The 20,865-nt window shown below is 62.3% G+C and carries 17 protein-coding genes; 4 read left to right on the forward strand and 13 right to left on the reverse strand.

The genetic code is table 11. The features are described 5' to 3' along the window. Nucleotides 1-49: 49 nt before the first annotated feature. Both BLV41_RS11680 and BLV41_RS11685 read right to left on the reverse strand, forming a co-directional pair. Nucleotides 50-328 (reverse strand): HPr family phosphocarrier protein, encoded by a 279-nt coding sequence (locus tag BLV41_RS11680; protein ID WP_044572733.1) that lies wholly within the window; start codon nucleotides 326-328, stop codon nucleotides 50-52. Nucleotides 329-376: 48 nt separating this feature from the next. After that, nucleotides 377-2,122 (reverse strand): putative PEP-binding protein, encoded by a 1,746-nt coding sequence (locus BLV41_RS11685; protein ID WP_074711760.1) that lies wholly within the window; start codon nucleotides 2,120-2,122, stop codon nucleotides 377-379. 214 nt (nucleotides 2,123-2,336) lie between these two features. Between BLV41_RS11685 and BLV41_RS11690 the strand changes: the two genes are divergently transcribed. The 4 genes from BLV41_RS11690 (at nucleotide 2,337) to BLV41_RS11705 (ending at nucleotide 7,716) form a co-directional block, all read left to right on the forward strand. After that, entirely contained in the window at nucleotides 2,337-3,182 is an 846-nt protein-coding gene (locus BLV41_RS11690; RefSeq protein WP_083360961.1) for an HAD-IIB family hydrolase, read from the forward strand. Nucleotides 3,183-3,464: 282 nt separating this feature from the next. Continuing rightward, nucleotides 3,465-5,321 (forward strand): beta-glucoside-specific PTS transporter subunit IIABC, encoded by a 1,857-nt coding sequence (locus tag BLV41_RS11695; RefSeq protein WP_074711761.1) that lies wholly within the window; start codon nucleotides 3,465-3,467, stop codon nucleotides 5,319-5,321. Nucleotides 5,322-5,360: 39 nt separating this feature from the next. Continuing rightward, complete coding sequence (locus BLV41_RS11700) at nucleotides 5,361-6,791, forward strand: glycoside hydrolase family 1 protein (RefSeq protein ID WP_074711762.1); 1,431 nt, start codon at nucleotides 5,361-5,363, stop codon at nucleotides 6,789-6,791. Nucleotides 6,792-6,867: 76 nt separating this feature from the next. Continuing rightward, nucleotides 6,868-7,716 carry a PRD domain-containing protein gene (locus BLV41_RS11705; protein ID WP_074711763.1) on the forward strand — a complete coding sequence of 283 codons (849 nt, stop codon included), beginning with the start codon at nucleotides 6,868-6,870 and terminating at the stop codon, nucleotides 7,714-7,716. On the opposite strand, the gene BLV41_RS11710 is transcribed toward BLV41_RS11705, so the two are convergent. The 11 genes from BLV41_RS11710 to BLV41_RS11755 all read right to left on the reverse strand — a co-directional run bounded on the left by BLV41_RS11710 (nucleotide 7,713) and on the right by BLV41_RS11755 (nucleotide 20,753). Beyond that, the gene (locus BLV41_RS11710; RefSeq protein ID WP_074711764.1) at nucleotides 7,713-8,600 is read right to left on the reverse strand and encodes a LacI family DNA-binding transcriptional regulator; all 888 of its coding nucleotides are present in this window, start codon (nucleotides 8,598-8,600) and stop codon (nucleotides 7,713-7,715) included. The genes BLV41_RS11705 and BLV41_RS11710 overlap by 4 nt on opposite strands. Before the next feature lie 9 nt (nucleotides 8,601-8,609). Next, nucleotides 8,610-9,458: a hypothetical protein gene (locus BLV41_RS22525; RefSeq protein ID WP_244516868.1), complete on the reverse strand. Its 849-nt coding sequence runs from the start codon at nucleotides 9,456-9,458 to the stop codon at nucleotides 8,610-8,612. Continuing rightward, entirely contained in the window at nucleotides 9,422-11,119 is a 1,698-nt protein-coding gene (locus BLV41_RS22530) for a glycoside hydrolase family 2 protein (RefSeq protein ID WP_244516870.1), read from the reverse strand. Before BLV41_RS22530 ends, BLV41_RS22525 begins: the two co-directional genes overlap by 37 nt. Then, complete coding sequence (locus tag BLV41_RS11720; protein WP_044576858.1) at nucleotides 11,116-11,907, reverse strand: ABC transporter ATP-binding protein; 792 nt, start codon at nucleotides 11,905-11,907, stop codon at nucleotides 11,116-11,118. Before BLV41_RS11720 ends, BLV41_RS22530 begins: the two co-directional genes overlap by 4 nt. Next, the gene (locus BLV41_RS11725; protein WP_083360743.1) at nucleotides 11,904-12,812 is read right to left on the reverse strand and encodes an ABC transporter ATP-binding protein; all 909 of its coding nucleotides are present in this window, start codon (nucleotides 12,810-12,812) and stop codon (nucleotides 11,904-11,906) included. Before BLV41_RS11725 ends, BLV41_RS11720 begins: the two co-directional genes overlap by 4 nt. Next, nucleotides 12,809-13,780, reverse strand: coding sequence for an ABC transporter permease (locus tag BLV41_RS11730; RefSeq protein WP_074711765.1), 972 nt, complete (start codon nucleotides 13,778-13,780; stop codon nucleotides 12,809-12,811). Before BLV41_RS11730 ends, BLV41_RS11725 begins: the two co-directional genes overlap by 4 nt. Nucleotides 13,781-13,796: 16 nt before the next feature. Beyond that, nucleotides 13,797-14,786 carry an ABC transporter permease gene (locus BLV41_RS11735; protein ID WP_044576852.1) on the reverse strand — a complete coding sequence of 330 codons (990 nt, stop codon included), beginning with the start codon at nucleotides 14,784-14,786 and terminating at the stop codon, nucleotides 13,797-13,799. Nucleotides 14,787-14,830: 44 nt separating this feature from the next. After that, nucleotides 14,831-16,534, reverse strand: coding sequence for an ABC transporter substrate-binding protein (locus BLV41_RS11740; RefSeq protein WP_083360744.1), 1,704 nt, complete (start codon nucleotides 16,532-16,534; stop codon nucleotides 14,831-14,833). A 249-nt stretch (nucleotides 16,535-16,783) separates the two neighbouring features. Next, entirely contained in the window at nucleotides 16,784-17,998 is a 1,215-nt protein-coding gene (locus BLV41_RS11745; RefSeq protein ID WP_083360745.1) for an ROK family transcriptional regulator, read from the reverse strand. Between the two features lie 9 nt (nucleotides 17,999-18,007). Then, complete coding sequence (locus BLV41_RS11750) at nucleotides 18,008-20,176, reverse strand: alpha-galactosidase (protein ID WP_074711766.1); 2,169 nt, start codon at nucleotides 20,174-20,176, stop codon at nucleotides 18,008-18,010. Next, complete coding sequence (locus tag BLV41_RS11755; RefSeq protein WP_211481626.1) at nucleotides 20,169-20,753, reverse strand: GDSL-type esterase/lipase family protein; 585 nt, start codon at nucleotides 20,751-20,753, stop codon at nucleotides 20,169-20,171. Before BLV41_RS11755 ends, BLV41_RS11750 begins: the two co-directional genes overlap by 8 nt. Between the last annotated feature and the right edge of the window lie 112 nt (nucleotides 20,754-20,865).

Here is a 20,865-nt window from a genome sequence, read left to right on the forward strand (position 1 = left end):
CGATGACTTTGACGTGATCATACTCGCGATGCACGGCGGCGCCGTGGGCTTATGCCGCGTCGTGGTCAGTTTCCAGGATCTGGACCAAACGCTCCAATGCTTCATCGGCGCCGGGCCCCTCCGCGCGAAGGACCACCGCATCGCCGTGGGCTGCGCCGAGGCTCATGAGGGCGAGGATGCTGTCGGCCTCCATGGCGTCCTCGGCCGGCTCGCCGGCCAGGGCGATGGTCACCTCAAGATCAAGCTCAGCCACGGCCGCGGTGAAAATGGCTGCCGGGCGGGCGTGCAGGCCAACGCGGCTGGCAATGGTTGCGGTACGTTCTGACATTGAATACTCCTTGGTTGTTGGAAAACAGGTGGTGAAAACCGTTGAAATTTACAGGCCCAGCTCATCCAGAATGGGCAGGCCGGCACGGACGGCGGCGCGCGCTTCGGTGGCCGAGGGTGCAGCCAGAGCCGTGAACGCCAAGTGCCGGGCCTGGTCCAAGGTGACTGTCGGTAGCACAGCAGAGACGGCGGCCAGCGCGCGAGCACTCATCGAAAGCGACGCCACGCCCAGTCCCACAAGAACGACGGCGAGCGCCGGATCCGCTGCCGCCTCACCACAGACACCGACGGGCTTGGGAAGTCCACTGGCGCTGCTGGCCAGGGCGGCGCCGTCTGCCGTCAGTTTGACCAGCTGCAGCACGGCAGGCTGCCACGGGTTGTTGAGCGCGGCCAACGGACCAAGCTGCCGGTCGGCGGCCATGGCGTACTGGGTCAGGTCGTTGGTGCCCAAGGATGCGAAGGCGACTTCACGCAGCACGGTGGCTGCGGTCAACGCGGCGGAGGGAACTTCCACCATGACGCCGGGAGTCTTGAGCCCGGCCGCGGCACACAGTGCGGCAAAGTCGGCCGCCTCATCCGACGTCGAGATCATGGGGGCCATGACCCACACCTCGGCCTGGTGGACGGACTCGGCCGCGGCGATCGCAAGCAGCTGGCGTTCAAGAACCCCGGGTGAGGTCAGATCGGTGCGGTAGCCGCGGACACCCAGCGCGGGGTTGGGCTCATCGGCGTTGGTCAGGAACGGCAGTGGCTTGTCGGCGCCGGCGTCCAGGGTTCGAACAACCACCTTCTTACCCGGGAACGCGGCGAAAACTGCCCCATAGGCGGCTATTTGTTCCTCCACTGTGGGCTCTTCATCGCGGTCAAGGAAGCAGAATTCGGTGCGGAGCAGGCCAACACCTTCCGCGCCGGCGGCCGCAGCCTTGATGGCATCCGCCCCGGTGCCCACGTTGGCCAGCAGCGGGATCCGGAGACCGTCGGCCAAAACGTTGGCGCCGTTGAAGGCCGTGAGCGTTGACGCCTGGGCTGCCCACGCTGCCGCGGCCACGATCAGCTCGGCATCAGGTTCTGCCGTAATGGAACCTGCTGCGCCGTCCACGTAAACTTCCGTGCCATCGGCAATCCCGTCAACACCGCGGGCAGCAACCACGGCGGGCAGGCCCAGCGCGCGGGCCAAAATGGCGGTGTGGGACTGCGGGCCACCACTGGAGGTGATGAGGGCGATGATTTTGGCCGGATCCAAGGTGGCGGTATCGGCCGGCGCCAGGTCCTCGGCAGCGAGAATGAACGGTATGTCAGAGACCGGAATGCCAGGAGCAGGCAGCCCACGCAGCTCCGAAACGATGCGCGCACGGACATCCAGAACATCGGTGGCACGCTCGGCCATGTAGCCACCCAGCGCCCGGAGCTTTTCGGCCACGGCTTCGCCGGCTTCCCAGATGGCGCGCTCGGGAGTGCGCGCCCCGCCGGGCACCTCAGGCGCGAGCAGCTTGATGGCCGATTTCACCAACATGGGATCGGCGGCCATCAACGCTGTGGCCTCCAGAACTTCCCTGCCCTCACCCTCGACGGCGGCCGCCCGGGATCGCAGTTCGGCCTGGACGGCCTTGGCCGCATCCTTGATGCGCTGCCCCTGCACAGCCAGGTTGACGTCCGCGGCCACGGCTGCATTGGCACGAGGTTCCTGCACCGGCTTGGGCATCTGGCGCACCTGGCCAACAACACGTCCCGGAGCAACACCTACACCTGAAAATTGCTGCCGCCGGGTCGCGGGAATCAGGACCTCGTTGTTCATTTCTTCTCCTTGGGTGAATACCAAACCGCACTGTTTTGGCCAATAAAAAAGGACCCGAACAAGGAGCGGTGGTTCGCTCAATGATCGGATCCTGCCCAGTTGCCCAGTTACATATCCTTTAGATAAGTGTGCGCAGTTTCTGTGACCTTCGTCAAATCCGCAGCCCACCATGCCGTTCCGAAATGTTCGCCTGGCCCCGGTAGACTCCCTGACCATGACCCCCGAAGCAAACTCCATGACCATCCACGCCATCTTCCTCGACGTTGACGGCACGTACGCTGACTTCGGAATTGTGCCCGAAGCGCATGTTCTGGCCGTGCAGGCTGCACGCGCCAACGGGCACAAGGTGTTCCTGTGCACGGGGCGGCCAGTCTCGATGTTGCCCGAACACATCCTCGATGCAGGTTTTGACGGCCTGGTTGCCAGCGCCGGCGCTTATGTGGAAGTTGCTGGTGAGGTGCTGCTGGACACCCGCTTCTCGGCGGATTTGGCGGGCCGAACCGTGGCTGTTTTGGACGCCCACGATTCCGTCTACGTATTGGAAGCCCAAGAATCACTTCACGTGGCACCGGCGGCCGAACAACGGTTGCGGCGCATCATCGAGGCGCACTTCGACAAATCATCCAACGGCCCAGGCAAGGGATCCTCCGCCATCTTGGGGTCATTGCTTCCCTGGAGCGCACAGTCACCACTGTTCGCCAAGGTTTCCGTCTTTGAATCCCCGATCCCCATGGAGCTGATTGCCGCAGAAATCGGTGCGGAGATCGCCGTCGTCGCCAACTCGATTGCCGACGAGGGAGCTCATGCCGGAGAGCTGTACCAGCGAACCATCAGCAAGGCCGACGGCGTGGCCGTCGCCATCGCGAAACTCGGGATCGAGCAGGGCAACACCATCGCGTTTGGTGATGGCCAGAACGATCTTGAAATGGTTGCCTACGCAGGCATAGGTGTCGCCATCGAGGGATCTTCCGCCGAACTCTTGGCCCTCGCCGACCGCACCACCGCGCCGCCGTCGCGCGATGGAATTGCCACTGCCTTCGCGGAACTCGGGCTGATCTAGCCCGAACACCGGCCTCGTCGATTTCCGCGCCCGCCTCCCAGAAATGCGCCCCGTAGACGGGGCGCATTTCTGGGAGGCGGGCGCGGTTTTGTGGGGGATGGGGTGGGCCCGCCAAGACAAAACTTGTCCGTGACCTCAATCACGTGTACAGTCTCAGCAGCAGGCAATGCTGCCTGTAAGGATTGTTACTCGGTTACGAGGCAAGACCTGAGACTTACGTCAAACGTATGTCTTGGGTCTTTTTTTGTGCCCGAAAGACGAAAGCGGACAGAAAGGACTGCCATGGCTTCCGTGAATTACCGGACATTGGCCGCAGACATCCTGGAGGGTGTTGGCGGAGAAGAGAACATAGTGGGAGCCACCCACTGCGCAACCCGGCTGCGGCTCACCCTGCGCGACGACGCCAAGGCCAACACGGCCGGCGTTGAGAAGCTGCCCGGCGTGATCACCGTGATGAAGGCCGGCGGCCAGTACCAGGTGGTCATCGGCAACGAGGTCCCCACCGTGTTCGCGGAACTTGGCAAGATCAGCCGCTTCGGGGGCGAAGAAGACTCCGCCGAGGCCGCCCCGGCCAAGGGCAACATCTTCAACCGCTTCATCCAGATGGTCTCCTCCATCTTCCAGCCCATCCTGTGGCCCCTGGCGGCCGCCGGATTGTTCAAGGCCTTCCTGAGCCTGGCCGGAACCTTCGGCTGGATGTCCGCCGAGGACTCCACATACGTCATCCTGAATGCCTCAGCGGATGCCCTGTTCTACTTCCTGCCGCTGTTCCTGGCCATCACGGCCGCCAAGCGCTTCAAGGCCAACCAGTTCACCGCCATGGCCATTGCCGGCGCCCTGGTTTACCCTTCCATTGTGGCTTTGAACGGCACCCAGGCGAACTTCGCCGGAATCCCGTTTTCCGTCATGAACTACACCAGTTCCGTCATCCCGATCATCGTGGCCGTCTGGCTGCTGGGATACCTGGAACGCTTCCTGCTCAAGGTGCTGCCTTCGGCCATCCGCAACTTCATGACCCCCCTGCTGGCCATGGCCATCATGGTTCCGCTGACGCTGCTGACCGTCGGTCCCGCCACGATCTTCCTGGCCAACGGCCTCTCCTCCGGCATCACGGCCATGTTCAGCTTCGCACCGTGGCTGGCCGGAGCGGTCATGGGCGGCTTCTGGCAGGTCTTCGTGGTGTTCGGCCTGCACTGGGGCCTGGTTCCCGTCATGCTCAACGACATCGCCACGACCGGCTCCTCCGTCATGATGGCACCCCTGCTGCCTGCTGTCCTGGCACAGTCGGCCGCCATGCTGGCCGTTGCCCTGCGCAGCCACAGCGCCAAGCGCCGTGAGGTTGCGGCACCGGCGGCGTTCTCCGGCTTCCTGGCCGGCGTCACCGAGCCCGGCATCTACGGCGTGAACCTGCCCCTGAAGAAGCCGTTCTACTTCGGCATAGCCGGCGGTGCCGTGGGCGGTGCCATCGCAGCCATGGGCGGCAGCGCCGCCAACGCCTTCGTGTTCCCGTCCTTGATCGGACTGCCCGCCTTCACCGCGATCGGAAGCTTCACCACCCTTCTGCTGGGCACCGGCGTTGCCATCGCCATCGGCTTCCTGCTGACCTACTTCTTTGGCCCCCGCGAAACCCCTGACACTCTCGACGCCGACGCTGCGGCACCCTCCGCCGCGACGATCGCCAGCGGCAGCGTCAAGGTCCTCGCCCCCGTGACCGGAACCGCCGTCGCCCTTTCCGATGTGCCGGACAAGGTCTTCGCCTCAGGCGCCATGGGTGTTGGACTGGGCATCATCCCCGACGAAAACACCATCCACTCCCCCGTGGCAGGCACCATTGCGGTGGCCATGAAGACCGGTCATGCCTTTGGCATCAAGACCGACGACGGCGTGGAGGTGCTGGTGCACATCGGCATCGACACCGTCCAGATGAAGGGTGAGGGCTTTGCACCCGCCGTGACTCGTGGCCAGCGGGTGGAGGTCGGCGATCTGCTGGCAACAGTCGACCGGGCCAAGATCAAGGACGCCGGCTTCAGCGACATGACCATCATGGTGGTCACGAACACGAAGAATCTCACGGCCGTTGTTCCCGTCGGCCAGGGCCACCTGAACCACGGTGTCCCCGCACTGGACATTGAACTCTAAACACGTCGAACCCCACCACCGAAAGAGGACCCAAGCACCATGAGCAACGCAACTTTCACGCCGGCCACCGGAGCCTTCCCGCAGGGATTCCTCTGGGGCGGCGCCACTGCCGCCAACCAGATTGAGGGCGCCTACGCCACCGGCGGCAAGGGCCTGTCCATCCAGGACGTCATGCCCAAGGGCATCACCGAGCGGCCCACCGAGGGCCCCACGGCCGACAACCTCAAGCAGGTGGCGATTGACTTCTACAACCGCTACGAAGAGGACATTGCACTCTTCGCCGAGATGGGTTTCAAGGTCTACCGCTTCTCCATCGCCTGGAGCCGCATCTTCCCCAACGGTGACGACGCGGAGCCCAACGAAGAGGGCCTGGCCTTCTATGCCCGGGTGCTTGACCAGCTGGAAAAGCACGGCATCGAACCCATGGTCACCATCAGCCACTACGAGACGCCGCTGAACCTGGCACGTACGTACGGCGGCTGGACCAACCGCGCCATGATTGCCTTCTACGAGCGCTACTGTGAAGTCCTTTTTGAGCGTTTCGGCAGCCGGGTGAAGTACTGGCTGACGTTCAACGAGATCAACTCGGTGCTCCACGAGCCCTTCCTCTCCGGCGGCATCCCCACACCGAAGGATGAGCTGACGGAGACGGATCTGTACCAGGCAATCCACCACGAGCTCGTGGCCTCGGCCCGCGTGACCAAACTGGCCCGGACCATCATGCCGGAGGCCAAGATTGGCTGCATGATCCTGGCCCTGCCGGTCTACCCGCTCACGCCGCACCCGGACGACGTGGTCAAGTCCATGGACACCGCCCACGGCAGCTACGCCTTTGGCGACATCCACTGCCGCGGCGCTTACCCCGGCTACCTGCTGCGCTACTTCCGCGACAACGGGATCGAGCTGGACATCACGGAGCAGGACACTGCGGATCTCACCAATACGGTGGACTTTGTCTCCTTCAGCTACTACATGAGCATCTGCGACACGGCCGATCCGGCAGCGGAACAGGGTCCGGGCAACATCATGGGCGGCGTGCCCAACCCCACCCTTGAGGCCTCCGAGTGGGGCTGGCAGATTGACCCGCAGGGTCTTCGCGTGGTCATGAACGACTACTGGGAACGCTGGCAGAAGCCGCTGTTCATCGTGGAAAACGGCATTGGCGCCAAGGATGTTCTGGTGGAGCTCGACGGCGTTAAAACAGTTGAGGATCACTACCGCATCCAGTACATGAACGACCACCTGGTGCAGGTCCGCGAGGCAATTGCCGACGGCGTCGACGTCACGGGATACACATCCTGGGGTTGCATTGATGTTGTCAGCGCTTCCACCGCCCAGATGAGCAAACGCTACGGCTTCATTTACGTTGACCGGAACGACGACGGAAGCGGCACCTTGGAACGCCATAGGAAGAAGTCGTTTGACTGGTACCAGAACGTCATTGCCAGCAATGGCGCAACGTTAAGCTAGGAACAAACGGGGCGGAGGCCACAGGCCTCCGCCCCACCCATCACTCCCGCCAAAGTCGCAAAGAGGAGACAACGGCATGAAGATCCTGCGTGTATTCAATAACAATGTTGTTCTCGCTCGCGAAGATGGCGACGATGGCCGGGAGGTCATCCTGACCGGCCGCGGGCTGGGCTTTCAAACAGGACCCGGCCAGCCCATCGACCCGGCAAATATTGTGCGCACCTTTGTGCCCGACGACGGCCGGGACCCTGACAACTTCGGGGCCATGGTGGCAGCCATTCCGCCCGAACACCTTGCCCTTGCCGAGCAGGCCCTCGAGGCGGGTCGGGCTGAACTGACCATTCCCAACAGCACCTCACTCTCCGTAGCTCTGGCAGATCACCTCAGTTTCGCCATCAAACGCCTGCGGGACGGGATCGCGTTTGAGTACCCTCTTCGGGCAGAGGTCTCTCATCTGTACCCGGCCGAGTTGCGGGCCGCCAAGCGCATTCTTGACCATGTCAACGCCACCCTCGAGTCACCCTTGGACGAGGGCGAGGCAGTCTCGATCGCCCTGCATCTGGTCAACGCCGGCTTTACCGTGGGAGATCTTTCCTTCACGTATCAAATGACGGGGGTCTTCACACAACTTTTTGAGGTCCTGGAACAGGCTTCCGGACGCCCGATCGACCGGGACACCGTCAACGCCGCCCGCTTTATTACTCATCTGCGCTATTTCTTTGTGCGGGCAGGTTCCGGAAAACAGCTGGCCGAAGGCGCCACCAAACTGCGCTCCGCCATCCGGGATTCCTACCCTGACGCCTATGCCACGGCTTTGCGGCTCCAAAGTGTGTTGGAGCTGCGCCTCGGGGAACCCCTGGCCGAAGACGAGGTCACGTACTTGACCTTGCATGTTGCCCGCCTGATCGACGAGCAACGCGACTAAGCAGCGGGGCCGGTTGAGCTGCGCTCCACAAGGGTGGGCGCCTGCGCCGCTCGGCTCGTGACCGGGTCCCCGGCCAAATTCCCCAGAAGCAGGTCAGCGGCCAGCACTCCGTAAGCGGCGACGTCGTGGGAAAGCGCCGTGACACCGGCCAGCTGGCACTGCAGGGAATCGTCCCACGCCAACACAGATACCTGCCCTGGAACGGCAAGGCCCATGGCGGCCAGTGCTTCCAAGCCGCCTATGGCCATGACGGCGTCATCGTAAATAATCGCCGTGGGCATCTGTGCACCGGCGTCCCCGGAAAACAGCTCAGCTGTCAGGTCTCGTCCGCTTTCATGCCCGTATTCGCCATTTCGCTGCAATCCGTCACTACCGAGTCCGGCAAGCACCTCATCGTAAACCTCGGTGCGCTGGGCCGTGTGCAACAGCTCCGCAGGACCGGCCACGCGGGCTATCCGCCGGTGTCCCAGGCCAGATAAATACCGCAGGGCCTCGGCCATCGCTGCCCGCTCATCCGTAAATGCAGTGGGATGGACGGAGCTGATCTGCCGGTCTCCGATGACCACGGCCGGCAACCCAATTTCCTGCAGCAGCGGCACACGCTCATCCCCCAACCGCAGGTTCATGAGCAGCACACCGGCAATCCGCTGCTCGGCAGCCCAGCGGCGGTAGGTTTCAAGTTCTTTGTCAGGCTCGGCCTGCAACATGACCAGCAGGCTCCGCCCGGCCTCGGCCAGCCGCGATTCCGCACCACGAACAAAGTCCTGGTGAAAGGGATCGAGCTGGCCGGGCTGGGCCGAGCGCAGGAGCACCAATCCAACCGGCGCTGAGCCCGGAATCCCGGACCGCGACGTCGACTCTGTGGCACTCCCATGGCTGATCATGAAATTAGACTACCCGTGCAGCAGATCATTGGCGCAACGCAGAACAGGGGCAGTAACCAGCGCCGCCATATCCAACGCAGAACCGCTAATGAAGAAGGTGTGTTCCTCGCCCGCACTGAGCGTAATCAGACCGGAGTCCACGCTCGCCGCGGCATCGAGGCGGTCCGGGAAGAGCGCAATGTCCTTCACCAATGCCGTGGCACGCACCGTCACTGCCACGCCGTCGTCCGTGGGCTTGGCCGACGCCGAAAGCGCCTGCGCCGGAGAGACCAGGGCCAACGCCGTATCCTCAACGAAATAGCCGAAAGCGGCGGCCACATCGAGGCCGGCATCCTCTGCGCGCATCTGGATGTATTCCGCCGTGGCGTCGCCCGGACGAGCAATCGCCTCCGGCAAGGTGTACGTTTCGGCACTGCGAGCAGGCACGGAAACGCTCAGGGGCTCCTCGGCCAGCAGCTCCCCTGCCGTTGTCATCCGGCGCAGGCGCAGCGCACCGGCCAGGGGCGCATCCGTGTCGTTGTGAAGAACCACGGCAAGTCCCCCCTCGCGCGGCTGAACCGTCGCCAACCGCGGTGCGTACACATGCTTGAGCGCGTGCCATAGCGGCTTGCGGATGCCGTGGCTATCCACGGCGGCCCACGACACCACGGGCCAGGAATCGTTGAGCTGCCACATGACTGTGCCCTGGTTGAGCGGGAAGAGGCTGCGGAAGTGCTCAATACCAAAGACCAGTGCCCGGGCCTGGTTGAGCTGTGTTGCCCAGTGCCAATCCTCAATGAGCTCCGGCACCGGCAGGTGTTCACCCAAACCTCGCTCCAGCTTCAGATTGCCTTGATCCGCTTTTTGGTGGACCAGCATCTGCTCGCCATAGGGAGCCAGCGGCTCGTCGTGGACAACGCTGGTGAGAGTTGACCAGGCCGGCGGACCCTGGAAACCAAATTCGGAGGCGAAACGGGGCTGATAGCTGGCGTAGTGGGTGTAATCCTTCTGGTTCCAGACATCCCAGATGTGGGTGGTGCCGTGGCGAGGATCGTTGGGGTGCATATGATCGCCGTAGGAGAAGGGGCTGCCGGATGAGTACCGGGTCCGGGCGTCCAACTCGCCCACAATCTCGGGCAGGATCTGGCGGTAGTAGCCTTCCCCCAGGTGCGCCCGGCCAAGGGAACACGCCAATCCCACTCCACCCAACCCCAAATGTTTTCGTTGCAGCCATTCCACAAGGCGAGGGAGGCGTGCTTGCTCAGGCGGGTCACGGCTTCACGGGCCTCGGCGATTACCTCGGAGCGCAGCGGTTCCTCCTCCGAATAAGCGGCGCAGGCGAAGAGGAAGTCCTGCCAGACAAGGAGACCCTGCTCGTCGCAGATGTCATAGAAGTCCTCGGATTCGTACATGCCACCGCCCCACACGCGCAGCAGATTCATGCCGGATTCGACGGCATCGCCAATGGAGGATGCGAGGCTTTCGCGGGTGATTCGGGTGATTAAGGCGTCGTCCGGGATCCAGTTGGCGCCACGGATGTACACATCAACACCGTTGACCCGGAACTTAAAACTGGTCCCATCATGGTCAGCTTCGGTCACGACCTCAATAGTGCGGAAGCCGACGCGGGATGACCATCTGTCGTTTCCCACTCCGCTGAGCTCAACACGTACCTCATGCAGCGCCTGCTCGCCGTGCCCGCGCGGCCACCAGGGCGCCACCTCGGGAAGCTGCAGGACCAGGGAGGCAACGGCGTCGTCCGAGCCAACCGTGACATTCCCTGCCACACCGGCAACGGAAACGCTCAGCTCGGCCGTGCCCGCAGCCGCTGGACCGCCGTCCCATTCAAGCTCAACATGGGTTTCCAAAACACCCGTGCCAGCCGCATCCAGCGTGGCCAGCGGCCGCACCGAGGCAATGCGTGCGCCGGTCCAGGATTCAAGCCGGATCGCCTTCCAAATTCCGGCGCCGGCAATGTCGATTCCCCAGTCCCAGCCAAAGCTGCAGGCCATCTTGCGCACGGCGTTGAACGGGTGGTGGTTGGTGTGCGGGCGGTCACCAATAATCTCCCGCTGTTCGCGGGCAAATGTCACGGGAGCACGGAAATCGATGACCAGCTCATTTTCGCCCTGCACCAGGAAGTCCCGGACATCGAAGCGGTATGACCTGTGCTGATTGGCTGTGCTGGCCACCACCTTGCCGTTCAGGCGGATCGTGGCGGCCGTATCCAGTCCATCGGCCACCAGATCGTGCCGCGCGTGCTCCGCGTCACTGAAGGTAAAGACCGTGCGATATTGCCAATCCGTCAGCCCGATCCACGCCAGCGCGCTTTCGTTGTTGCCGTCAAAGGGATCAGGAATCAGCCCGGCCCGGAGCAAGTCCGTGTGCACCTCGCCGGGTACGACGGCGGGAATCCCCGCTATGCCCAACGCCGCCTCCGCGGGCACGTCGGTGGTGGGACGGAGCTCCCAGCTGCAGCCGCCTGCGCTGCTCAGGTCAGTCAGGGTGGGTGCGGGCAGAAGGTCGGTGGTGATGGTCACTGTGCAAGTCTCTTTTCCGGGTTGGGGGCTGCCTCGGCGAGCAGCTGGGTGTAGGGGTGTTGGGGATTGAGGATGACCTCATCGGAGGGTCCGGCTTCGACGATCTCGCCCTGATACATGACCAGGATTTCATCGGAGAAGTGCCGGGCCGTGGCCAGGTCATGGGTGATGTAGAGGACTCCGAGGTTGTCCGCACGCTGCAGGTCCGCCAAGAGATTCAGCACGCCCAGCCTGATGGAGACATCCAGCATGGACACCGGTTCGTCGGCAACAAGGATGCGCGGCTCCGGGGCCAAGGCCCGGGCGATCGCCACGCGTTGCCGCTGCCCGCCAGACATTTCGTGCGGGTGTTTGGCTGCGGCTTCGGGATCAAGCTGAACGCGGGTGAGCAGTTCCGCCACTGCGGCGTCGGTCTCCTCGGCTGTCTTCGCCTTGCCATGCAGTTTCAGCGGCCGGGCCAGGTGGTGACCCACGGTATGGAAGGGGTTGAGCGAGGCGAAGGGGTCCTGGAACACCATCTGGACGTCGCGGCGGTACTGGCGGAGCCCGGCACCGCGGCGCTGGACGGGCACGCCGTCGAGCATAATCGCCCCGGAGGTGGGCCGCTCCAGCTGCATGAGCAGCTTGGCGATGGTGGATTTTCCGCTGCCGCTTTGACCAACCAGCGCCACCGTCTTGCCCGATTCCACGGAGAAGCTCACGTCATTGACGGCCTTGAGGGTGCGCCCGTGCCAGCCACCGCGCAATCGGTATTCCTTGACAACGTTGTGAAATTCAAGGGTGCTCATGCGGTTCCTTTCAAGGTGCGCCCGTGGCGGATGAAATCTCCGCGTTCGCCGGTCAGGCTGGGGAACGAGTCCAGCAACTTGCGGGTGTATGCGTGGGTTGGGTTGCTGTAGACCTGCCGGGCATCGCCCAGCTCCACAATTTCCCCTCCGCGCATGACGGCGATCCTGTCGCTGATTTCCAGCAACAGCGGAAGATCGTGGGTGATGAAGATGACCGCGAAGCCCAGCTCGGCGCGGAGCCTGGTAATTTCGCGCAGGATCTCGCGCTGCACCACAACATCCAGTGCCGTGGTGGGTTCGTCCATGATCATGATCTGGGGATCAAGTGCCATGGCCATGGCGATCATGACGCGCTGGCGCATGCCGCCGGAGAGCTCGTGCGGAAAGGACCGGACCCGGTTTCGGTTGACTCCAACACGTTCCAGCAGGTCGCCACAGACTTGACGACGTTCCACCTTGCCCATGGCCGGACGGTGCGTGGTGAAGATGTCTTCCAACTGCGCCTGAACGTTCAGCACGGGGTTCAAGGAGTTCATGGCGCCTTGGAAAACCATGGAGATCTTGTCCCAGCGGAAAGCGCGCAGGGGTTCACCCTTCAGCTCACTGATGGCGATGTCCGTCCCGCTCTTGTCGTGGAACGTGGCTTGGCCGCTGACAATCCTTGCCGGAGGCTTGAGCAGTTTGTTGATTCCGTAGGCCAAGGTGGTTTTGCCGCAGCCACTCTCGCCGGCCAGGCCAAGAATCTCGCCCCGGCCCAGGGCCAGGGTGACATTCTTGACGGCGTGGACAGTAGTTTCGCCCTCGTAATCGATGCTGAGGTTTTCAATGGACAGGACCGGGCCGGGCCCCGTTGATTTGGGGGCCGGCGAGGCACTCGCTGCGGTGTCCACGGTTATTGAGCTCATGGCGTTGCCTTTCCAGTACCAGCTGAGGCTGTTTTGCCAGCTCGCGGCTTGTTCCAGCGTTTACGTGCCGCCAGCGTCTGATCGCGCAGTTTCGGGTTGATGATCTCGTCAATGGAGAAGTTGATGAGGGACAGGGCTGCACCAAAGACTGCGATGAGCAGGCCCGGTGGAACAAACCACCACCACGCACCGAGCCTCAGGGCAAGGCCATTCTGGGCGTAAAACAACATCGAGCCCCACGTCCAGGTGCCGGAGGCGCCCAAGCCAATAAAGGCCAGTCCGGCCTCACCGAGGATGGCAAAAATGACGGCGAAGACCATTTGGGACGCAAGGATAGGCATTAGGTTGGGCAGGATTTCAACCAGCAGAATTCGCCACGTCTTCTCCCCCGAGACGCGGGACGCTGCGACGTAATCCCTATTGCGCAAGCTCAGCGTGACGGCGCGCAACACGCGGGCACCGCCAGCCCAACTTGTCAGGGCCAAAACGCCAGCGATCAAGAACAAGCCCTTATCCGGGACGTAGCTGGAGATGACGATAACCAGGGGAAGACCCGGAATCACGAGCATGACGTTGGTGATGAGTGAGAATGCCTCGTCGGTCCACCCGCCAATGTAAGCGCCAACGATCCCAAAGAAGGCGGAGGCCGCAATGGCCATGGCCCCTACCAGCACACCGATGGTCAGGGACCCGCGGGTGGCGTGCGCCAATTGTGCCAAGACGTCCTGGCCGGTTTGGGTTGTGCCCAGCAGCATGCCGTTGCCGGGGGCTGCCAGCGTCTCATTGCTGATGGCGTTGGGGTCGCCCAAGAGCATGGGTCCAAGGATGCCAAATAGCGCAATGGCACCTGCAATGCTGAGTCCGGCAATGAGTTTGGCTGAGCGGGGGCGTCGCTGGCGGTTTCGGTTTTTCTTCGGCCGCCCCGACGCGGCGGCCGCAGGACGTTGTACTTCAAGAGTTGTTTCCATCGTGTTCCTTCCGTCCTTAGGCACGCACGCGCGTGCGGGGATCGATGAGTGCGTAGAGGAGATCAACGAGCAGGTTGGCACCCAGAACCGAGATGGTGATGACCAAGAAGATGCCTTGCATGAGCGCGTAGTCATTGCTTTGTACGGCTGTCAGGAGGGCTGAGCCAATGCCCGGGTAGGAAAACACCATTTCCGTCACGATGGATCCGGCCACCACAAATCCCAGGGAGATTGCGAAGCCCGACAGTGACGGCAGTACAGCATTGCGGGCGGCGTAGTTTGTCATGATCCGGCGTGGGTGGAGGCCCTTGGCCTCGGCGGTGACAATGTAATCCTCCGACAGAGTGGAGACCATCATGTTGCGCATGCCCAACATCCAGCCGCCAATCGAGGAAAGGACGATCGTCAGGGCCGGCAAGGCACCGTGGTAGATGACGCTTGAGATGAAGGCCCAGCTCAAGCCCGGCTGCACGGCGTAGACATCGTAGCCACCGCTGAGCGGGAACAGCTGGATCTTGCTGGCCAAAAAGTACAAGAGCACCAGTGCCAGCCAGAAGTACGGTACGGCCTGGAACATGGTTGTCACCGGAATGAAGTTGTCCAGCCAGGAACCACGCTTCCACCCGGCCAACTGGCCCAGCAAAATACCCACCACAAAGGAAATGACGGTGGCGATTCCAATGAGCCCCACTGTCCAGGGCAGAGTCTGGGCAATAATATCTGTGACATTGGCCGGGAAGTACGTCACGGACACCCCGAGATCACCACGGAAAACACTGCCGAGGTAGCTCAGGTACTGAACAAATACTGGCTGGTCGGAGTTGGTGCCGAGCAACAGTTCCAAGGCATGCCGGGTGGACTCCGAAACGGGGCCTTTGGCAGAAAGCTTGGAGATCAAGATGTCCACCGGATTACCCGGCATCCATCGTGGGAGGAAAAAGTTCAGTGTCAGTGCAGCCCAGAGAGCCACCACATAAAACACAATCTTCTGGAGATAAAACCGCACGATTGCTCAACCATCCATTCTGCTGCTCGGCGCCAACACCACGGCTACTTGCCGGCCGGGGTCAGTGACTTCAGGACAATGCCGTTGTCCCAGGACTTCCAAGAGGCCGGGAAGGCGTACTTGTTCTCGTTCGTGGGCCAACCGGTGGCCCGATCGGTGTTGAACTCGGACAGCGTTGAGTTGACGTAGATGGGGATGTACGGCAGATCGCGGACGATCTCTTTTTGAATGGCCGCATAGGCAGCCTTCTGAGCCGATTCATCCGATGTGGCTGCAGCCTTGACCAGTTCGGCGTCGACCGTCTTGTTTTGGTACCGGGAGTAGTTGCCGCCGGTGGAGGCATCCTCGCCAACCTTGGCAGATGTTGAACTGTTGAAGCGTGGCTGGTAGGTGTAATACGGGTTATCCGAAGCCCCGAGCCCGATCGAGTCCAGTGTCAGCTCGAAGGTGCCCTTGGTCTGGTTGCCGCTCCATTCGTTGTACGAGAGCTGCACGGACTTCAGCTCAATGCCGGCCTCCTTCAGCTGGCTGGTCATGACCTGGACAGCCGAGATGTAATCGCTCCAACCGGCCACCACCTGAACCGTGAGGCTGACACGCTGGCCGTCCTTGGCGTAGATGCCGTCGCTTCCCTTCCCGTAGCCTGCGGTCTCGAGGATGCCGGCGGCCTTGGCTATGTCGGCCGTCTGCGGAACCTCAACGTCGTCGGCGTCGGCAATCCACTTCTTGTCCCGCTCCGGCAGTAGCAACGTTGGGGAGGCGGGGGCGGCAAAGTCGCCACCGGCCAGCTTGTTCAGCTGAGTGCGGTCCATGGCGGCGAAGATGGCCTGGCGGACAGCAACATCGGTCTGTGGCCCCTTGCAGCCGAGGGCCGCGTTGGAGCAGGTGAACAGGGAGGTTGTCATGACGGGCGTGTTGACGTAGCTGAGGCTCTTTTGGCTGCCAATCATCTCCTTCAGGTTGGGCAGGAAGGAGCTCATCCAGTCAACCTTGCCCGCAACCAGGGCCGCGCTGGCAGCATCTGCTGTAGCGAGTGAAATGTACTGAACGCTGTCAATTTCGGGCTTTCCGGCTTCCCAATAGGTGGGGTTCTTCTCCAGCACGTAGGACTGGGCGTTGAAGGACTTCACCTTGTAGGCGCCGGTGCCTACGGGGTTCTCGTTGATGGTGGTGGTGGGATCGGCAATCTTGGACCAAATGTGTTCCGGGACGATCGCCTGGTTGCCTAGAATCTGTGGTTCCTGCATGAAGGAGCTGGTCTCAAACTTCAGGATCGTGGTCTTCTCATCCGTGGCGGTTGCGGTGGCGTTCAGGCCGCTCGTGTTCAACGCAGGGTTGTCATGAATCATGTTGAAGGTGAAGGCCACGTCCTTGGACGTCATTGCTTGGCCATCGTTCCACTTGACGCCTTCACGATTGGTGATGGTCAGCTCGGTGCCGTCTTCATTCCAGCTGAACGCCGTGGCAAGGATGGGCTCGGGCTTCGATTCTGCCGCCAGGTTGTAATAGTAAAGCGGTTCGTAAATGACACCCTGGGTGGGCTGCAACATGGTCGGGGAGAACGGATTCCAGTTTTCCGAGATGGCGCCGGTGGCCCCGTTGAAAACGGTGATGGCAGATTCCCCTGGGTTGCCCGAACCGTTTGCGCCGCCAGTTTCACTGCTGCAACCGGACAATGCCAAGAGCCCTGCCGTGGCAACTGCCACGACAGCCTTGGCAAGGCTGTGCTTCTTGAGATGAGACATCATTGACCCTTCATAGTGATTCACAGCACGTCCAGACAAAGGTGAGCCACGGCACTGTGTGCGCTCTTGGGAACGCCTAGGTACTTTTATATGGGACTTAATTAAGTCTGTCAACAATGTTTTTGGAATGTTATCCATATGGATGGAAAAGCATTGAATGTGACGCGCGCCACGCCGCTTGGAGAGCTTATGTGACGTGGCTCGGCCCGGTGCCCAGGCCGCGCAGGCTCGGGGCCGAAGCTACGCCGGTGGCTACTTCCCTACTGCGGCCGCGGGCTTTCGATCCAGCTTGTCCTGCAGCGCAAGGGTGGCCGCACCCAACGCAGCGGCGTCCCGCGGACTAGCCGACATGACGACAGAAACGTTGTGAACGCCCCTCGCCAAGGTGCGTGAATCCAGGGCCTTCTGGGCTTCTTCCAGATAAAACGCCTCACACGAGGAGAATCCGGGGCCGGCTAGAACCACCATGTCCACATCGAATAAGTTGACCAAGGTGACGATGCCGCAAGCCAGGGACTCGGCTCCTTCACGAATAATTTGCTTGGCCGCTTCATTGCCGCGCGCCGCAAGAATGCCCAGTTGAGACATGCCGTCCTCAACGTTGCCGCGCGCCACCTCGGCCAGACCCGCCGACGCCGGCGCCAACCTGGCCTGCTCCATCAAAACGGGAGGCGCCGCAAACAACTCCAAACAGCCCCTATTGCCGCACGGGCATTCGGGTCCACGGAAATCTACGCTGATGTGGCCCAGCTCCCCAGCGTTCGAGCTGCTGCCACGGTATGGCATCCCGTTGACCACCAAACCGCCGCCAATGCCCGTTGCCAGATACACCGTTGCGTAAGCCGAATGCGCCTCGGTGGTTCCCAGCCAGTACTCCCCCACGGCAGCCGCCGTGGCATCGTTGTCAACAATGACCGGCAGGGACGTTGCCGCCTCGAGCTCATTGGCCAAGGCGAAGCCGGAGAGATTTTTTAGGTAGGCAACGTTGCGCAGGTAGCCGCCGGGTTTGTCCAGAGGCCCGGGCATGGCAACACCGATCCCCGCTATGGTGGCGCGCGTCAGGCCCAGGTTGCCAATCAAGTCCTCGACCGCCTGGGCGAGAAACGCCACAATGACTTGGGGATCCAAATCCTTGGCGCCACGCAAGATCTGCCGGCCCACAATGTTACCGGCCAGGTTGGCCGCAACGATGCCTACCGAGGCCGCACCGAGCTGGATGCCGATGGCCGTCATGGAGTCGTGGTTCAGGCGCACCAGAGTACGCGGCTTGCCGCCGGTGGATTCGGCCTGGCCCACCTCACGAACCAAACCCTCTGCCAACAAGTCACGCACCAGGTGCGTGATCGAGGCCGGAGTAAGTGAGGTTTCCCGAACCAGCTCAATCCTGCTGGTGGGCTCGGTGGCCCGGATAATATCCAGCACCCGGCTTCGTGAATCTTGCCGCAGAGGAGCCTTCACCTTGATCATGATTCGATCCTAGCTGTCCGCAAGAGGTGCTTGAACGTGATCGGCGGCCTCGAGATGGACCACTACCGAATGCTCCGGTTGCAGTGGCGGCATGGCGAGTCCGGCGGCGGCCAGCATGGCCCCGGAAAGGCGGATGCCGCCGTCGTTCATCCAGGCTGGTGAATTGTTGTTCGTGCCCAAGGGTGGCGTGGGGCCCAGCTGGCGGATGCTGTAGCTACGCTCCGGGTCAAGGCCGCGAAGGCGCACCGGAACCGGAGGCCAACAGGAGGGCCGGGACAGGACCGTGAACTCAAACAGCGCGGCGGAACGGTCACTGGCAATGACACCGTGTGCGCTGATTTCCGGCGTGGGGTGATCAACGCGCACCACATCGCCCTGGTGGAGCAGTGTGCGGTGTTCCTTGTAGACGCCAATCCAGTGCGCCAACTCCTGCTGCTCCGCGGCGGTCAGCAGGGTGATGTCCCACTCGATGCCGTAGTGGCCAAAGAGCGCCGTGGCGGCCCTGAAGGACAGATCATGCGTGCGCCCGGTGGTGTGGGAGTGCGAACTGCCCACGTGGCTGCCCACCAATTCGGGTGGCAGGAGCTGGGCGGTCCAGCGCAAAATCTGCTGGCGTTCCAGCGGATCGATGCAATCGCTTGCCCAGACCCTGTCTGTATGTTCCAGGATGCCCAAATCAACTCGGGCGCCACCTGAGGAGCACGATTCAATCTCAAGTCCAGGGTGGCGATCCTTCAACTCCGCCAGGAGCCGGTATGTGGCCAGTGTCTGTTCGTGGACACCCGCGCTCCCGGTTGCGGTAGAACCGGCGTCCACGAGATCCCGGTTGTGATCCCATTTGATGTACCCAATGTTGCACCTGCCCACCAGCTCGCTAATGCGGTCCCGGATGTAGTCGTACGCCTCGGGAATGGCTAGATTGAGCACCTGCTGGTGGCGTGCCGGCAAAGGCATTCTGCCGACGGGCTGCAGGATCCAGTCGGGGTGTTCCCTGGCCAGATCAGACTCGGGATTGATCATCTCCGGTTCAAACCACAGGCCAAACTCAATTCCCAAGGTCGCCAGGTGATCGGTCAGCGGTTGAAGCCCCTGAGGCCACACATCTTCATCGACATACCAGTCCCCCAGCCCGGCGGTGTCGTCACGGCGCCCGCGGAACCATCCGTCGTCGAGCACAAACCGCTCCACACCAAGCTCCGCCGCCTTGTCTGCGAGCGCCAGGATCCGTGTGAGGTCGTGGTCAAAGTACACGGCTTCCCAAGTGTTCAAGGTGACGGGCCGCAAGGTGGTGGGGTGCTGAGGGCGGGAGCGCAGGTGGTTGTGGAACTGCCGTGCTGCGGCGTCGAGTCCCACCCCGTGGCAGGCGTATACCCAGGGCGTGGAATAGCTGGACCCGGTTTTGAGCACAATCTCCCCTGGTAGCAGAAGCTCGCCGCCGCCCAGGAGGGTTTTCCCTGCGGAAGTGTGTTCCACGTACGTGAGGTGGTTTCCGCTGAAACCGACATGCAAGCCCCAGACTTCCCCGTGTCCAAAGCCGAAGCCTTCCTCGCCGGCGAGCAGGACAGTTGCCGCGTCGGCACCCGTGCGGCCGCGGCGGTTCTCCCGCAGGTGCGTGCCAACCGTGAGGGGGCGGCGCTGCGGTGTGCGTTCCTTGCTCCACCGTCCTGCCTGATCCATGGTTTCCACGGCACTGCCGGAAACGGGCAGCGCCACCACCAGCTGTTCCAGGTTGTAGTCGCTGGAACCCAGATTGGTCACGGACGCGCGCAGGCGCAGCAGACCCGAGTCCAGGAGCTGTATTTCCACCTCGAGTTCGAGTTCGCTGTTCCGGTCAACGCCGCGGGAGGTGACAGTGTTTCCTTGAACAGTGTGGTTCAGGTGACCCACTTGCGGCGTCCACGCCTGTCCGCTGCGATGGCCGCGCAGGCCGGGGGCACCCATCCATCCGGCGGCGTGTTCGGGAACCACACTGATGCGGACAGGAACATCCACCGAGTTATCCAGTGCTGGTTCGGCATTCGCAGCGAACTCCCGGAGCTGCTCGTCACTCGCCGCACCAAGGTCGGCACCCCAATGGAGTATTTGCGGAAGCTCGTCGCCGCTCAGGCGAAGGACAACGCCTGTGCCCGCCGCGCGTAGTTGGAGGTGTACGGGAGTCGCGGACGTTGCCTCAGGCATTAACGGCTTCCAACCAGATAGCGGCAAGTTGGGCGTGGCCCAGCTCCGTGGGGTGAACGCCGTCGTCGGCCAGGGCAGCATTGCCGCCAAGGCTGCCTGCCAGAGCGTTGAGCTTGTCATGGGCTGGGACCAAGATGGCATCGAAGTCTGTCGCGAGGCGAGCCACGGCTTCTTGCTTGGCCTGCAGGTCATCGGCCCAATCCAGTTGGCCCTCCGTGACGGGCAGCAGAAACGGCTGGACCAAAACGATGCGCCTGAAGTGCGGCGTGGCCTGTGTGAGCAGCTCACGGTATCCAGCCTCGAAGTCCTCCGCGGAGGTGGGGTCGTTGTTGTCAAAGCGGCGCCAGGTGTCATTGATGCCGACCAAAATCGACAGGGTCTCGGCGTCGTTGCCCAAAACATCAACAGCCCACCGCGCCTGCAGATCAACCACACGGTCCCCGCCGATGCCAACATTGGCAACCGTCGATCCTTGCGAAGCCAGCTGCGCGGCGATTACTTGGACGTAGCCATCCCCCAACCCTCGTGGATCCTCACGGCGCACAATCGGTAACGCTGTCTCCGGCAAATAGGACACTTGATCCCTGCGACTTGTCCACACTGACTCCTCAACCCTTGAACTTTATTTAGTGACTAATCTAAGTCAGGTTGAGGGCCAGCGGAAGCAATCTCGCCACTATTACGCGCAG

It is taken from the genome of Arthrobacter alpinus (genome assembly GCF_900105965.1).
Lineage (GTDB): Bacteria > Actinomycetota > Actinomycetes > Actinomycetales > Micrococcaceae > Specibacter > Specibacter alpinus.

Excerpts from the sequence above, each read along its gene's own strand:
- BLV41_RS11680 (WP_044572733.1), bottom strand. The coding sequence starts at position 328 with ATGTCAGAACGTACCGCAACCATTGCCAGCCGCGTTGGCCTGCACGCC.
- BLV41_RS11685 (WP_074711760.1), bottom strand. The coding sequence starts at position 2,122 with ATGAACAACGAGGTCCTGATTCCCGCGACCCGGCGGCAGCAATTTTCA.
- BLV41_RS11690 (WP_083360961.1), top strand. The coding sequence starts at position 2,337 with ATGACCCCCGAAGCAAACTCCATGACCATCCACGCCATCTTCCTCGAC.
- BLV41_RS11695 (WP_074711761.1), top strand. The coding sequence starts at position 3,465 with ATGGCTTCCGTGAATTACCGGACATTGGCCGCAGACATCCTGGAGGGT.
- BLV41_RS11700 (WP_074711762.1), top strand. The coding sequence starts at position 5,361 with ATGAGCAACGCAACTTTCACGCCGGCCACCGGAGCCTTCCCGCAGGGA.
- BLV41_RS11705 (WP_074711763.1), top strand. The coding sequence starts at position 6,868 with ATGAAGATCCTGCGTGTATTCAATAACAATGTTGTTCTCGCTCGCGAA.
- BLV41_RS11710 (WP_074711764.1), bottom strand. The coding sequence starts at position 8,600 with ATGATCAGCCATGGGAGTGCCACAGAGTCGACGTCGCGGTCCGGGATT.
- BLV41_RS22525 (WP_244516868.1), bottom strand. The coding sequence starts at position 9,458 with ATGCTGGTCCACCAAAAAGCGGATCAAGGCAATCTGAAGCTGGAGCGA.
- BLV41_RS11720 (WP_044576858.1), bottom strand. The coding sequence starts at position 11,907 with ATGAGCACCCTTGAATTTCACAACGTTGTCAAGGAATACCGATTGCGC.
- BLV41_RS11725 (WP_083360743.1), bottom strand. The coding sequence starts at position 12,812 with ATGAGCTCAATAACCGTGGACACCGCAGCGAGTGCCTCGCCGGCCCCC.
- BLV41_RS11730 (WP_074711765.1), bottom strand. The coding sequence starts at position 13,780 with ATGGAAACAACTCTTGAAGTACAACGTCCTGCGGCCGCCGCGTCGGGG.
- BLV41_RS11740 (WP_083360744.1), bottom strand. The coding sequence starts at position 16,534 with ATGATGTCTCATCTCAAGAAGCACAGCCTTGCCAAGGCTGTCGTGGCA.
- BLV41_RS11745 (WP_083360745.1), bottom strand. The coding sequence starts at position 17,998 with ATGATCAAGGTGAAGGCTCCTCTGCGGCAAGATTCACGAAGCCGGGTG.
- BLV41_RS11750 (WP_074711766.1), bottom strand. The coding sequence starts at position 20,176 with ATGCCTGAGGCAACGTCCGCGACTCCCGTACACCTCCAACTACGCGCG.